General features: G+C 59.9%; 18 protein-coding genes. 14 read left to right on the forward strand and 4 right to left on the reverse strand.

Translation table 11 applies throughout. The annotated features are described in order from the left end of the window. Positions 1 to 86 precede the first annotated feature (86 nt). The gene (locus tag AU074_RS24085) at positions 87 to 2576 is read left to right on the forward strand and encodes a TonB-dependent siderophore receptor (RefSeq protein WP_076016830.1); all 2490 of its coding nucleotides are present in this window, start codon (positions 87 to 89) and stop codon (positions 2574 to 2576) included. Positions 2577 to 2799: 223 nt separating this feature from the next. Beyond that, a complete protein-coding gene (locus tag AU074_RS24090) occupies positions 2800 to 3438 on the forward strand; it encodes a hypothetical protein (RefSeq protein WP_076016831.1) in 639 nt (212 codons plus the stop codon). Positions 3439 to 3504: 66 nt separating this feature from the next. On the opposite strand, the gene AU074_RS24095 is transcribed toward AU074_RS24090, so the two are convergent. Beyond that, positions 3505 to 4050, reverse strand: a complete 546-nt coding sequence (locus AU074_RS24095; protein WP_076016832.1) for a hypothetical protein — start codon at positions 4048 to 4050, stop codon at positions 3505 to 3507. Positions 4051 to 4263: 213 nt separating this feature from the next. On the opposite strand from AU074_RS24095, the gene AU074_RS24100 reads away from it, so the two are divergent. Further along, positions 4264 to 4593 carry a hypothetical protein gene (locus tag AU074_RS24100; protein WP_017477125.1) on the forward strand — a complete coding sequence of 110 codons (330 nt, stop codon included), beginning with the start codon at positions 4264 to 4266 and terminating at the stop codon, positions 4591 to 4593. Positions 4594 to 4596: 3 nt separating this feature from the next. On the opposite strand, the gene AU074_RS24105 is transcribed toward AU074_RS24100, so the two are convergent. Next, entirely contained in the window at positions 4597 to 5148 is a 552-nt protein-coding gene (locus tag AU074_RS24105) for a DUF4262 domain-containing protein (protein WP_083676716.1), read from the reverse strand. A 172-nt stretch (positions 5149 to 5320) separates the two neighbouring features. On the opposite strand from AU074_RS24105, the gene AU074_RS24110 reads away from it, so the two are divergent. The 4 genes from AU074_RS24110 to AU074_RS24125 all read left to right on the forward strand — a co-directional run bounded on the left by AU074_RS24110 (position 5321) and on the right by AU074_RS24125 (position 7755). Further along, positions 5321 to 6016 carry a fumarylacetoacetate hydrolase family protein gene (locus AU074_RS24110; RefSeq protein WP_076016833.1) on the forward strand — a complete coding sequence of 232 codons (696 nt, stop codon included), beginning with the start codon at positions 5321 to 5323 and terminating at the stop codon, positions 6014 to 6016. 36 nt (positions 6017 to 6052) lie between these two features. After that, positions 6053 to 6952, forward strand: a complete 900-nt coding sequence (locus tag AU074_RS24115; protein WP_076016834.1) for an AraC family transcriptional regulator — start codon at positions 6053 to 6055, stop codon at positions 6950 to 6952. 91 nt (positions 6953 to 7043) lie between these two features. Further along, positions 7044 to 7490, forward strand: coding sequence for a GNAT family N-acetyltransferase (locus AU074_RS24120; RefSeq protein WP_076016835.1), 447 nt, complete (start codon positions 7044 to 7046; stop codon positions 7488 to 7490). A gap of 4 nt (positions 7491 to 7494) precedes the next feature. Further along, positions 7495 to 7755, forward strand: a complete 261-nt coding sequence (locus AU074_RS24125; protein WP_076016836.1) for a hypothetical protein — start codon at positions 7495 to 7497, stop codon at positions 7753 to 7755. Positions 7756 to 8042: 287 nt separating this feature from the next. Here the strand turns inward: AU074_RS24125 and AU074_RS24130 are convergent, their stop codons facing one another. Then, positions 8043 to 8987, reverse strand: a complete 945-nt coding sequence (locus AU074_RS24130) for a sensor domain-containing diguanylate cyclase (protein ID WP_076016837.1) — start codon at positions 8985 to 8987, stop codon at positions 8043 to 8045. 242 nt (positions 8988 to 9229) lie between these two features. On the opposite strand from AU074_RS24130, the gene AU074_RS24135 reads away from it, so the two are divergent. Further along, positions 9230 to 9478, forward strand: coding sequence for a DUF1652 domain-containing protein (locus tag AU074_RS24135; RefSeq protein ID WP_076016838.1), 249 nt, complete (start codon positions 9230 to 9232; stop codon positions 9476 to 9478). A 4-nt stretch (positions 9479 to 9482) separates the two neighbouring features. Here the strand turns inward: AU074_RS24135 and AU074_RS34215 are convergent, their stop codons facing one another. Next, entirely contained in the window at positions 9483 to 9626 is a 144-nt protein-coding gene (locus AU074_RS34215) for a hypothetical protein (RefSeq protein ID WP_167663322.1), read from the reverse strand. Between the two features lie 269 nt (positions 9627 to 9895). On the opposite strand from AU074_RS34215, the gene AU074_RS24145 reads away from it, so the two are divergent. The 6 genes from AU074_RS24145 to AU074_RS24170 all read left to right on the forward strand — a co-directional run bounded on the left by AU074_RS24145 (position 9896) and on the right by AU074_RS24170 (position 13734). Continuing rightward, a complete protein-coding gene (locus AU074_RS24145) occupies positions 9896 to 10216 on the forward strand; it encodes a YXWGXW repeat-containing protein (protein ID WP_003219711.1) in 321 nt (106 codons plus the stop codon). A 47-nt stretch (positions 10217 to 10263) separates the two neighbouring features. Further along, positions 10264 to 10845 (forward strand): RNA polymerase sigma factor, encoded by a 582-nt coding sequence (locus AU074_RS24150; protein WP_076016840.1) that lies wholly within the window; start codon positions 10264 to 10266, stop codon positions 10843 to 10845. Continuing rightward, positions 10842 to 11273: a hypothetical protein gene (locus tag AU074_RS24155; RefSeq protein WP_076016841.1), complete on the forward strand. Its 432-nt coding sequence runs from the start codon at positions 10842 to 10844 to the stop codon at positions 11271 to 11273. Before AU074_RS24150 ends, AU074_RS24155 begins: the two co-directional genes overlap by 4 nt. Continuing rightward, a complete protein-coding gene (locus AU074_RS24160) occupies positions 11270 to 11740 on the forward strand; it encodes a periplasmic heavy metal sensor (protein ID WP_076016842.1) in 471 nt (156 codons plus the stop codon). The genes AU074_RS24155 and AU074_RS24160 overlap by 4 nt, the downstream gene beginning before the upstream one ends. 394 nt (positions 11741 to 12134) lie before the next feature. Beyond that, on the forward strand, positions 12135 to 12344 hold the full coding sequence (locus AU074_RS24165) for a YXWGXW repeat-containing protein (RefSeq protein WP_076016843.1): 210 nt from the start codon (positions 12135 to 12137) through the stop codon (positions 12342 to 12344). A gap of 202 nt (positions 12345 to 12546) precedes the next feature. Continuing rightward, on the forward strand, positions 12547 to 13734 hold the full coding sequence (locus AU074_RS24170) for a phospholipase D family protein (protein ID WP_076016844.1): 1188 nt from the start codon (positions 12547 to 12549) through the stop codon (positions 13732 to 13734). Positions 13735 to 13784 lie beyond the last annotated feature (50 nt).

Here is a 13784-nt window from a genome sequence, read left to right on the forward strand (position 1 = left end):
GTCTGAATAAAAACTGCTCTCATTCATGCCCGATTTTCCGACATGGCCGTCATGACTAATAGAACCCCCATTTCCCAGGACTTCTCATGTCGCGCCTTGCTCGTCCCTTACAGCCACTGGCCCTTTCAGTGGCGATGGCTTTTGCCGCCGTACCCCTGCTGACCGTTCAAGCGTCCTACGCGGCTGAAAGCGCTGCGTTCTCCATTCCCGCCGGTGACCTGAGCCAGGCCCTCAACAGCCTCGCCGAACAGGCTGGCCTGGTATTGGCCTTTGATTCGAGCCTGACTCGCGGCAAACGCAGCAATGGCCTGAACGGGCAGTACAGCACCGACGCCGCCCTGGCCCAATTGTTGGCTGGCAGCGGCTTGCAAGCCCTGAAGATCGCCAACGACCGCTACCGCCTCGAAGCCATCCCGCAAACCGACGGCGCCATGGAACTGCAGGCCACCACCATCAGCGGTGCGTACCAATCGGAAAGCCCCACCGGCCCGGTGTCTGGCTATGTGGCCACCCGCAGCCTGTCGGGCACCAAGACCGACACCGCACTGATCGAAACCCCGCAGTCGATCTCCGTGGTCACCAAAGACCAGATGCGCGCGCAGAACGCCGAGAGCCTCAACCAGATCCTGCGCTACAGCGCCGCCGTGATCCCGGAAACCCGAGGTTCCACCGCCTCACGCCTCGACCAGTTGACCATCCGTGGCTTCGCCCCGGCGACCTACCTCGACGGCCTGCGCATGCCTTCGAGCCGGGATGCCTTGCCGCAAAAAGACGCCTTTGACCTGGAGCGCGTCGAAGTGCTGCGTGGGCCGGCGTCGGTGCTGTACGGGCAGGGCACACCCAGTGGTGTGATCAACATGGTCAGCAAGCGCCCGCTGGACACGCCGTTCCATGAAGTCGGCGTCGAGTACGGTACCTTCAACAAGAAGCGCACCAGCTTTGACCTGAGCGGCCCGCTGGACGATCAAGGCGTGTATTCCTACCGCGTCGCCGGCCTGTTCGACGATGCCGACGGCCAGATCGAGCACACCGAAACCCGTCGCCAATCCCTGTCGACGGCCTTCACCTGGCGCCCGGACGACAGTACTTCGCTGACCTTGCTCGGGCATTTCCAGAAGGACCCCAAAGGCGCGTCCTACGGTTCGATGCCGGCCTGGGGCTCGGTGTTGCATAGCCCGACCGGGCGCAAGATCGACGTGGATTTCTACGACGGCGAGAAAAGCTTCGAGAAGAGTGACCGCGAGTATTACTCCATCGGCTACGCCTTCGAACATCACTTCAACGATGTCTGGACCGTGCGCCAGAACGCGCGCTACTTGCGCAGCGAAGGGCAGTACCGCAGCCTCTATAGCAACTACCTGGAGAGCGATTACCGCACCATCCGGCGCTCGACTATCGCCAGCGACGTGAACATTGACGCCTATGCCCTCGACAACCAGTTGCAGGCCAAATTCGACACCGGCCCGTTGCAGCACACCGTGCTGATGGGCGCCGATTACCAGAACACCAGCACCGACACCAAGTCGGGCAGCGGCGTGTACACCGCAGGCCCCACGCTGGATATTTTCGACCCGGTCTACGGCGCGGCCGTGCCGGTACCAGCCTATACCAGCGACGCCACCTCGCGCAGCGAGCAGACTGGCGTGTACCTGCAAGAGCAGATGAAGTGGGACAAGTGGGTGTTGTTGATGGGCGGGCGTTATGACTGGGCCAGCACCGACAACAGCACCCTGGCGATGACGACCCAGAAGAAGACCAAATCCAGCCAGGACAGCAAAGCCTTTACGGGCCGCTTGGGCCTGGTCTACCTGTTCGATAATGGCTTGGCGCCGTATGTCAGCTATTCGGAATCCTTCCAGCCGCAATCCGGCACGGGCTATGGCGGCTCGACGTTCCAGCCGACTGAAGGCAAGCAGACCGAAATCGGCATCAAGTACCAACCGCCGGGCAGCAACAGCTTTATCACCGCCGCCATTTTTGACTTGCGCCAGACCAACGTGCCGACACTGGATCCGGACGCTTCCCACTTGTGCAACGGCTCGCGCTGCCAGATTCTGGACGGTGAAGTGCAATCTCGGGGGTTTGAGCTCGAAGGCAAGGCCAGCCTGAACGACAACCTGGATATCACCGCGGCCTACGCCTACCTGGATAACCGCATCAGCAAGTCCAACAACACCGTGCGTTACGCGCCCATCAGTGACATCGGTGTCGGCCCGGCTGTGGCTGCCGAAGGTACTACTACCTACGCCGTACCACGTCATACCGCGTCGGCCTGGGCGGATTACACACTGCATGACGGCACGCTGAAGGGCTTCGGCGTGGGGGCCGGTGCGCGGTATGTCGGTTCGTCATGGGGCGATACCGCCAACACCTTGAAGGTGCCGGGCTACACCTTGTTCGATGCAGCGGTGCACTACGACATCCCGCACATCAATCGCCAGGGTGACAACCTGCGCCTGGCGGTGAACGCCACCAACCTGGCGAATAAAGAGTACGTCGCGTCCTGCTATTCCTACTCGTGGTGCTGGTATGGCTCACAGCGCACCGTGCAGGCCAGCGCGACCTACCAGTGGTAAACACCCATCTACTGTAGGAGCGAGCTTGCTCGCGAAGAACCTGAGAGCAGCGCGCTAAGCCAGGCACGCTGCGTTATCGTTAACGATTTTCGCGAGCAAGCTCGCTCCTACAGTGATCGTCAGTATTTTATGGAGGATGGCCTTTTAACATTGCGCCCCACTCTTTATCATCCGCCCCAGCAACTCCGGCCATGGAGACGCTCCATTCACTAAGGAAGTCGTAATGCACATTGGAAAAATGCTGGGGTTGGCCCTGATCACGTTGTCGATGGGCGGCTGCGCCAGCTTCACGAAGGACGAAGTCGCACCTGTCACGCTGCCATCGAAGGCCAGCTACGCCAACAAACCGAACGTCTACGTAGACTTCAAGTTCTACCAGGGCGAGCCGACAAACGCCGCCGCTGCCGAAGTTCCACAAGCGCGGGACATGCTCAAGCCACAGCTGCAGAAAGTCCTGACCGACTCCGGCCTGTTTGGCCGTGTGACCCTGGATGAATTCCAGAAGCAGCCCGGCGATTACAGCCTGCGCCTGAAGGTCTACAACCATCCACCGGGTGGCGGCCAAATGGTGCTGGCGTTTATCAGCGGCTTTACCTTCACCATCATCCCGGCGCTGGGTACTGATCAGTACACCATGAAGCTGGAGTCGGTGGATGCACAGGGCCAGTCGCTGAGCACCGGCACCAACCACGACTCGATCAATACCTGGATGGGCATCTGGTTTATCCCGCTGATGGCCAACACGCCGAAAGAGGCGGTGACCGATACCTTCACCCGCCAGGTCAATGCCTTGCTCAAGCAAATGGTCGACGGCAATAACCTGAAGTACTCGGCACTGGATGCCGGCGTGCCACGGGCGTGACACGTTGCACAACGTAAGCTGAAACAGCTGCGAGGGCAGGGTGACCCGCCCTCGCAAGCTGGGCGCTTACTTAAGCGCTTTGATGAACAGCGGGTCGCTGTACAACGACTTGAGCAAATCTCGCACCATCGGGTTGTAGGCGTTGGCGGCATTCGGGATCGCAATGAACCCGAAGAACGAACTGGACCAGGTGTGATTCACTTCCTTGGTCGCGTCGTACACCACGTCATTGCCCTTGAGCAGCGTAAACCGCGCGGCCAGCGTGCCGTTGCCGGAGCCCATGCCTGCCGACAGCGAATTCTTCACCACCAACACTTGCAGATGTCGTTCTGCTTGCGGGTTCAGCAGGCCTGCGAGTTGCAGTTCCTGGGTGATCGCAGCCTGGATATGCGCCGGGATGCTGCCACTGGGCGAGCGGATCGGGTTGGCACGTACGGACAACGAGCCTTCGCCCGATGCGGCCGTCACCTGGGCATTGCTGACGGGTTGCAGCGGCGCTGCTTGCTTGAGGACCTGGACGTTGTCGAAGTTCGGCTCGTATTGCGTCATGGTGACGCCGCAACCTTGCAACAGCAGCGCGAGCAATGGGGTTAACAGTAGAAGCTTTTTCACGGCGTTTCCTTGCGTGAGTGTGGGAGAGCGCGGGGATTATCGTCAGACGCTGGCCTATCGGCAACAAATAGTGGCAAAAGGCCTTAATGCATGCGTGGCTTCCTGGCTCTGTTACCTGCCGGAAAAATCATCGAGAAGGCAATTTGCTGGCCCCTTTGTAACAAAATTCTCGCCAAAATCACTTTTATTTTCAGGTGGTTAGGCGGGATGCAAATGCGCAATGTTGGAATCATGCTGATCGCCTGCGCAATGGCGGGTGGGGCGGTTTCGGTTGAGGCACGGGAGCTGCGGGACAACGACAAGTACATGTGCAGCTGGGGTGCTGGCACCGCCGCCCGGGCCCAGGAATTGAAGCTGTCGGGCGTCTCGCTGTACGCCGCGCGCCAGAAGCTTAAGACCTACCAGTTCAAGAAACCCTGGATGCACATGATGGCCATGGGCATCACCGAGCAGACCTACGACAGCCGCTCGCGGGTCAAGCCCGAGGTGATTCGCCAGAGTTTTTATCAGGACTGTTTGCGCTACAAGCTGGCGCGTAAATAACCCCTATTTATCCAGCAGCAATTGGAGCCTTGAGAACGACTGGTCGTAGGTGGGCTCCCAAGGAAAGTGCCCCTGTTTGTCCGGCCAGACCATTTGCAGCGCAGGGAAATCAGCTTTGATCGAGGCGTAGAACCAGCCGGCATAACCGAGGTACTCGCGGTAGTGCCGGCGGTCTACAGGAATGAAGGCGATGCGCATGCCTTCGGCAATATCGTCATAGGGCTTGTAGGTTTCATAGGCGGCTTTTGCACCGGCAAAGCGGATCGCGGCGATGTTCAGCAACTGCTGGGCAATCTGCGGGGGCAGCCCGAATACGATGATTTCCGGTTGGCCGAAGTTGGCGTAGAACCCCAGGGAGTACGCGAACGACGGGTCACCGTCTTCGGCCCGCACGTGCACATGGTGCCAGCCGATCTTCTTGATATCCGCCAACACCTTCTCGTCATATTCCGAATCTGCCTTGGGCAACTGGAATCCCGGGAGCGGGGCCTTGGCTGAAGTGTTCATCGAGAACAATGAGGCGGCGAAGAGGGCGACGGCGCGAATGATGTTCATCAGAGTCCTTTCTGCGGGATCAGTGGTTGAAACCGCGATGAGGCTAGCAGTGTTGGGTTCGCTCGGCAAAGTGACCGATGCACCGCCCAGTACAAAATCTGCGTAAGCCTGTCCAACTTCGCCCCGGGGCCAGTCCGCATACTGGCCCCAGGTAACCGAAGAGGCACATGCCATGACCCGCTACGTCATCACTCCCAACGAAATTCCATCCCTCGCCATCCACGGCGACGACGCTCGCTTCCCGCTGCGCCGGGTGTTCTGCGTCGGGCGCAACTACAGCGAACATGCCCGCGAAATGGGCCACGACCCCGACCGCGAGCCGCCGTTCTTTTTCATGAAACCGGCGGATGCCGTGGTGCCTGCCGAGGGCGTGATCGCCTATCCACCATTGACCGCCGACCTGCATCACGAGGTCGAGTTGGTGGTGGCCATCGGCAAAGGCGGCGTGGACATCGCCCCGGAAGAGGCCTTCGCGCATATCTGGGGTTACGGCGTGGGCATTGACCTGACCCGCCGCGACCTCCAGGCCCAGGCGAAAAAGCTGTCGCGGCCGTGGGAATGGGCCAAGGCCTTCGATGAATCGGCACCCTGCACCCCGTTGCAGCCGGTGAGCGCCGTCGGCCATCCGGCCAGCGGGCGTATCTGGCTCAAGGTCAATGGCGAGCAACGCCAAGTGGGCGATCTGGCAGACCAGATCTGGTCAGTCAGCGAGGTGATCAGCCATGCGTCCAAATCCGTGGCGCTGAAAGCCGGCGACCTGATCTTCACCGGCACCCCGGCGGGCGTTGGCGCCTTGCAACCGGGCGATGTGGTGACCGCCGGGATCGACGGCCTGGCCGAGCTGAGCTTCACCCTCAGCCAGGGTTGACGCTACAGTGGTGCCCAGGCTCTCCGGGAAATACGTATGCCAGGCACCCGCATCACCACCTATGGCATGGAACAACGCAGCGACCGCTCCGACTTCTACATCCGCGACAAGCGGGGCAGGGCGGCGCTGACCAGTCCCCATCGCCACGAATACTTCCAGATCCAGATCAACCTGGGCGGCGACACCGTGCAGCACATCGGCGGTGCGGTGCGCCCGTTCCCGAAAAAGGCCCTGGCCTTTATCCTGCCCCATCGCCTGCATGTGATTCCCCATCCCGAAGACGGCGACTTCATGCTGATCAATTTCAGCCAGGGCTTTTTCCTGCCGCAACTGACCTGCGATCCGCTGGACCTCGAAGACATCCCCATCAGCCACGCCCCGGAGCTGTCGCCGTTCCGCTTCCAGGAACAGCTGGATTTCATTCTTGAAGACGCGGCATTCGAGGAAGTCAAAACCTGGCTGGAACACATGCGCACCCTGGACACCCACCGCAGCTTCGGCGCGCGGGAGCGGCTCAAGGGTTACCTATTCCAGCTGATTGGGTTGGTGTGCCAACAGTACGCCGAACCGCTCCAGGCCTTCGCCGCCAACAACGCCACCCGGCGTGGCCGCAAGGACGCCTTGGCCCGGGTGCAAGGCTACATCCGCGAGCATTTGCACGAGCCATCGCTGAACCTGACCGATGCCGCGGCGGCTGCCTTCCTGTCGCCCAACTACCTGACCCACCTGCTGCGCAAGGAAACCGGTAAACCCTTCTCCCAACTGGTGCTCGACCGGCGCATGCAACTGGCGCGCACGCTGCTGCTCAACAGCCCGCAGATGATCGGCGCGATTGCGCACCGTTGCGGGTTTACCGACGAGGCGTATTTTTCCCGGTGTTTTCGCAAGGCCCACGGGCTGGCGCCGGGGCAGTTCAGGCGGCGTGAGCAGGATTGACGCGCAAACCGGGTGCGTGTTTTACAAATCCACCACAATCGATGTGTTTCAATTTACATACAATTGAGCGTCTCATTGGGAGGCGGTGCACATGGCTACGGTTTTACGGTTGGCAACCCCGGATGACATTAATGCGATTTTCGATATTCGCACCGCGGTGGTGCAGAACCACCTAAGCCGCGAGCAGATGGCTGAGCTGGGCATTACCCCGCAGGTGGTCGCCGAGAGCATGCATGAAGCGCCCTGTGTGTGGCTCGCCGAAGTGGATGGCACGCCTGTGGCGTTTTCAATGGTGGATGTAGCCGAAGGCGAGGTGTTCGCCCTGTTTGTGCTGCCCTCCCACGAGAACCTCGGGTTGGGTCGCCAATTGATGGCGGTGGCCGAGGCGGCGCTGTTCGAACGCCACGACACGCTGTTCCTGATCACCGATGGGCGAGATCACATTCGGGCTAATGGCTTTTACCAACGGCTTGGCTGGTCGGTGGTCGACACGGCCGAAGGCGACGACGTTCGCTATCAGAAACACAAGGTGCAATGAGTGTATGAGTCATCCGGAACCCCCTCAATCCCACGCCTTCCGCTATTTTTTCATCGGGATTGTGTGCTTGGCGGTGATGTTGGGGACCTATTTCGTTCGGCTCAATGCCCAGGTTGACCGACAGCGGGAAGAAGCGGCGGAGCGCCTGGCGTTATGCCGTCAGGCGGCCAGCGTTTCGCGCCCTACGCCCCAGGACGACCTTGTGCTGGTGGATCCCTGCAAACACTTGATGGAACATTACTTGAAAAAGCCCACACACTTTTAATCAATAACCTTATATTTATCGCGGAATTAAACTGCGCAAGTGTGTTTAATTCATGCCGTTATTGCACCAAAAAGTGGCACTTTCAATAATCGGATCCATTAAAAATGTGTGGTTATTGAATGACTTAGCGCTGTTTTAATCCGACGAAAGGTTGAAAATTATCTTGTTACAAGTTTTGCCGCTCGGTAATATAGCCGGGCGTTCACCTCCCACGGTTTATGCATTTTTAAATCCCAAGTTTCCATCAGCTACTTGGGATTTTTTTTGCCCGCGATTTGAGCGTTGTATCAATCCAGCGCGTCGGCGAACTCCGCGCGCATCCGGCCATTGTGCTTGGCCTGGTACAGCAGCTTGTCCACCGCTTCGACAAATACCAGCGCCTCGCTGCCTGGCCTTACCGTGCAAGTGCCTACGCCCAGGCTCAACGTCAGCAAGTTCGACACCGCCGAATGCCCGTGCTCAATCTGCTGCTGGCGGATCAGGTGCAGGCAGCGTTCGGCCACGCGTCGGGCAGACTCGGCATCGGTTTCCGGCAGCAACCACACAAACTCCTCGCCGCCGATGCGCGCAATGAAGTCCCGTGGCCGATTGGCCGCCCGGGAGAGCGTGCTCGCCACTTGCTTAAGGCATTCATCACCCTTGATATGCCCGTAGAGGTCGTTGTACTGCTTGAAATAGTCGATATCCAGCAGGATCAACGACAGCGGCAGTTGGCTGCGCTGCGCGCTGGTCCATTCGCGCGCCAGCACGGTGTCGAACATGCGCCGGTTGGCGATGCCGGTCAGGCCGTCCTGGAACGAATATTCCTCCAGCTGTTTTTGCAGGCGAGTCAGGTGTTCTTCGGTCTTCTTGCGCTCGCTGATATCGAACATGAAGCCGATCAGCGCCTGCACTTCGCCGTCCTTGCGCTCCACGTGCACTACGTCGCGTATCCACACGTATTCACCGCTGGCAGTCAGCGCGCGGTAATCGGCTTCGTGATCGACCCCGGCGCGGGACTGCGAGACGCAGAAGTTGACCACGTATTCGCGGTCATCCGGGTGCATGCGCTCCACCCAGTCATCGACGGTGGCCCAGCTCTGCGGGGTCCAGCCCAGCAGCGCCTCGATTTGTGGGCCGATGTAGCTGAAGGTCATCGTTGCCCAGTCGATACGCCAGGGGATGGCCTTGGTCGATTCGAGCAACGTCTTGTACACGGCACTGTCGGGTTCGATCAAAGGTTCGATGCTCATGGGGATGCTCTTGATGGCGGCAAAAGACCATAGCATCTGGCCATCATCGCCAGGAATCAAGTGCTTCGCGCGGCATCGGATGAGAGGGGCCGGTGTGGTTTTTCTGGCGTCAGCCGGCCAGCGGTTTCAGGCAAATTGAGCACCAGGTATCACTTTTGACTTAATTCCCCGGCAGGTTGAAAAAGCTGATCTACCCTAGACGGATCACGTCCACCGAGTCTGGTCCAGCGAAGGGTGCCCGCATGGTCTCGATAGCCGAGTTTCGCCACATCATGGAGTCCGGCTTCCTGCCGCTCGCCTGTGACTGCTCGTTGAACAGCGATGGTTCTCTGCGCATCAATATCTTCGATCCCACCTCCGGGCGCGTCGACCTGCTGCTGACCCGTGTGTCTCCCCAGGGTCTGGACAGCATCCGTTCCATCTCAAACCTGATTGGCGAACTGCGCACCGAGATCAAGGCCGGGCGCAGAGGGTTTGCGGCATTCGGTTAGAGGCTCAAGAGACCGCTTGTGCCGACGGAGCAGTCACCACCCCGTAACCGCGCCAGCAGCAATGATCGCGGTGCCCCGGCAGGAACACGCAGCCGCCAAGGTTCATGAGCAGGACAGCGGCAACCAGCAGTGAAATTCGACGAGACATGGTGATTTCCTCAAGGTAGTGAACGTTGAAAATCAACAGGTATGCCTGCTGATTGCCAACGGTTAACCCTTGAACGCGACCGCCTGGCCAAATCCGTCGGCGCTTTTTGCATATTTCATCAAACCCCCGCAAACCCTGGGCAATACTGGCCCTGTCTACCGTCATGAGCGGTCGTGGAAAAAGTTGATTTTGACGCGACGGATTATTCGGACACTCACCGTTCAACCCTACAGCTGCGATCACTGGCGATCGCCGATGAAGGAGTTGTCATGAGACTTGCACGACCGCTGGCCAAATTACGTTACGCCCTGTTGATCCCGCTGGCGCTGGCCGCCCTGGTCAGCACGCCGACCTTTGCCCAGACCGAAGTGATCATCCGCGAAGCGCCACCGCCGATGCGCGTCGAGGCCGTTCCCGTCGAGCGCCCGGGTTACGTGTGGGACCGCGGGCACTGGCGCTACGAAGGGCGTGGTTATGCCTGGGTGCCGGGCCACTGGCAGCCGGTGATGCGCAACGCCCGCTGGGAACCTGGCCACTGGGAATCGCGCGGCCCCAACTGGTACTGGAGAGAAGGGCACTGGATCCGCTGACCATTCCGTCAACCTGACCCTTAGCCACCGGACCGAGACTTGCCCTATTGAAAGACACTGATCCGGACGTTGAGCTGTTGGCCCGCATCGGTAACAACGAACCGGCGGCCATCAACGAAATGGTCACGCGCAAACTCCCGCGTTTGCTCGCGCTCGCCAGTCGGATCCTCGGGGATGCCGACGAGGCCAGGGACGTGGCCCAGGAAAGCTTCCTGCGGATCTGGCGCCAGGCCGCGAATTGGCGCAGTGGCGAAGCGCGCTTCGACACTTGGTTGCACCGCGTGGTGCTCAACCTGTGCCACGACCATTTGCGTCGGCGCAAGGAGCGCCCGTTGCACGACGAGGCGGCCATGAGCGAAGTGATCGACAGCGCGCCAGCGCCCGATGAGCAGCTGGAAGCCGCCGCCCGCAGCGCGCATATGGCCCAGGCGCTGGCATCGCTGCCTGATCGCCAGCGTGAGGCGATTGTGTTGCAGTACTACCAAGAGCTGTCGAATATCGACGCCGCGGCGCTGATGAACATCAGCGTCGAGGCACTGGAGAGCTTGCTGTCTCGGGCCCGGCGCAACTTGCGCAGTTACCTTGACGACACACCCGGGCCCGCCCGCCCAGGAAGGGGAAAACCATGACGCCCGAACGATTTGCCCAACTGGCCGAGGCTTACGGCGGCTACTTGCACCGTTGGCCCAGTGCCGAACAGGCGCAGGCCCAGGCACTGCTGGACGCAGGCGATGCCGGCGCTCTCGAGGCGCTGCACCAGGCGCGATGGCTCGATGGCCAGTTGGACGGCTATCAACTGGCGCCCGTCGACCCGGCGCTGGCGCGGCAGATCCGCCACTCGTTTCCCCAGCGCCAGTCCTTTTGGGCACGCTACGCCGGCTGGCTATCGCCCGCCGGCTTCGTCGGCGTGGGCATCGCCGGGATTGCCGCCGGCATCCTGGTGGCATCGTTGAGCGTGCCGCTGCCCATGCTCGGTCCTGAAGTACTGCCCAGTGTCTTCGACCAGGGCGACGCCGACGTCGTCTTCACCGTCAACGCCGAGGAAAGCGAGCAATGACCCCGTCACCCAAGTACCTGAAGCCGCTGTTGGTTGTGTCGGTGTTGTTCAACGTGTTTTTGATCGGTGGTGTCGGCGGTGGCCTGTACCACTGGCTGGCGAATGCCAAGCCCGCCGAGGCCGTGGTGAACCAGCATGGCTTGCGCCAGGCGATGGTCAAGCTACCGCCGGAACGGCGCAAGGAACTGCGCCAGCTGCTGCGCCAGAATCGCGCCGACAGCCAGCCACTGGTGCTCGCCGGGCGCGAGGCGCGGCTGGATGTGATCAAGCAACTGGAAGCGCCGACCCTGGATCGTGCGGCGTTGGTGACGGATTTAGGCAAGGCCCGGCAGGCGGACATGGCGCTCCGGGCGCTGGTGGACAACACCCTGGCGCAGTTCGCCAGCACCTTGCCTCGGGATGAGCGTCAGCGCCTGGTGGAAGCGCTGTATTTGAAAGGGCAGGCGAAGGGCAGGGCCGGGCGCTGATCGTTCCCACGCTCTGCGTGGGAATGCCGCCCCGGACGCTCTGCGTCCAGTTGGCGATGCAAGGTTCAAGTCTTGCGCAGTGGTGACGCGGAGCGTCACGGGATGCGTGCCCACGCAGAGCGTGGGAACGAGCATTAAGGTCGCCAAGAGCCACTGAAGATCGTTCCCACGCTCTGCGTGGGAATGCCGCTCCGGACGCTCTGCGTCCAGTTGGCGATGCAAGGTTCAAGTCTTGCGCAGTGGTGACGCGGAGCGTCACGGGATGCGTGCCCACGCAGAGCGTCGGAACGAGCATTAATCACGGAGACGGGCGACGGATTTTCCCGGTTGACCGCGTTTAACCCGGGTAAGCCCGCCACTCAGGCGACGGCTAGTCTCATTGGGGAACCGTGCCATGTCCCGGATATTCAAGGCCACGCTGGCCGCCACGTTGATGGCGGCTGCGTTGTCCGGTTGTATCGTTGAACCTGTTCACCCGCGGCGCCCGCCGCCGTTGGTTGAGGTCGTGCCGGTGGCACCGGCGCCGGGGTACCAGTGGGTGCGGGGGCACTATCGCTGGGGGAATGGGCAGTGGTTATGGGTGCCGGGGCATTGGCGCTACTGATCCCCCCACACTTTTAACTGCGACACTGAAACCCTGTGGGAGCTGGCTTGCCTGCGATGGCATTACGCGGTTCGACAGTGACATCCAAGTCTCACATCGCAGCCTCGTCAAAGCTCGACAGCTCCCACGATCAATTTGGAATCAACTGAATGATGTCAATATGATATTATTCGTGCCCGGACGATTCTCAATAGGGATATTCATGAAGCTGATCAGTACGAACAAAGGCTTTAAAACCACGTTTCTGCGGTTGATCGCCCAGTATTCCAATATCAGTTTTGGTGTTGCATGGGCGTCTTCCGGCACCGAAGTATTTGCTGCCCTGATCACCCACCGTAGCAAGATTAGATCTGCTGTGATCGGTACACATTTTTATCAAACCCATCCTGACGTGTTGGATGAGTTTGTAGGTTCAGACTCCGTTCGGTTCGTCGTGCAACCTACCGGTGTATTTCACCCCAAGGTATATCTGTTCTGGGATAAACATTCCTGGGCCGTGTTGATTGGTAGCGCCAACCTGACGGCTGGTGCATTCAAGGTAAACACCGAACTGACCACCTTAATCACCAGTGCCGACACCAACTCATCTTTCAAGGATGAAGTGTTGGAACTCATCGCCGGGTATACCGCCGACGCGCGCACTATCAATCTCGATGAGGCTGCCAACTACCGTCGTATATGGGAGCTGAAACGGCCGGAGTTGGACTGCTTGGCGGACCAGTACGGTGGCCGGGAGGCCGGCAAACCTGCGATTGATTCCACAGTGATGAGCATGGATTGGGCCACCTATTTTGCGCGGATTCAGCAAGACCCGATTCATGGTTTTAATCAGCGGATCTCATTGCTCAAAACCGTACGCAAAGCATTCGAAAAACACGCACATTTTAACGATATGGATGTGCAGATTCGCCGCGGCATCGCCGGGGTAAAAAGCAGCTTTCTTCCTAACTCCGAATGGTTTGGCAGCATGACCGGGGCGGGTGTATTTCGCAGCCTCGTTCTTCAGGGCGCTCCTGGGCTTTCCTTGGCGTTGGACAAGATCCCGCTGGAGGGTGCAGTCAGCAGGGCCGACTACGACGGATTTGTCGAAGAGTACGTCAAGGCTTTTGCCAACGGACGCCATGGCATTGGCACGGCTACGCGGTTATTGGCGATGAAGCGACCTGACACCTTTCTCTGTGTTGACTCGGCCAACCGCGCCAAGTTGGCCGAAGATGTGGGTATTCCACGGCCTGATCAAATTGACTATGCGCGCTACTGGGACGAGGTCGTGCTGCGGTTGATGGCTGCGCCATGGTGGAGCGCGCCGAAACCTGAGGACCCCGACGAACTTGAAGCCTGGAAGGGAAGGGCAGCGATGCTGGACGCCATTTTTTACGTGCAGAGGTAGCCGTACGCATCTGCTGCTTTTGCAAACTTAGATTTTATGGAAAAACGCCT

The organism is Pseudomonas sp. ATCC PTA-122608, assembly GCF_001952855.1.
GTDB lineage: Bacteria > Pseudomonadota > Gammaproteobacteria > Pseudomonadales > Pseudomonadaceae > Aquipseudomonas.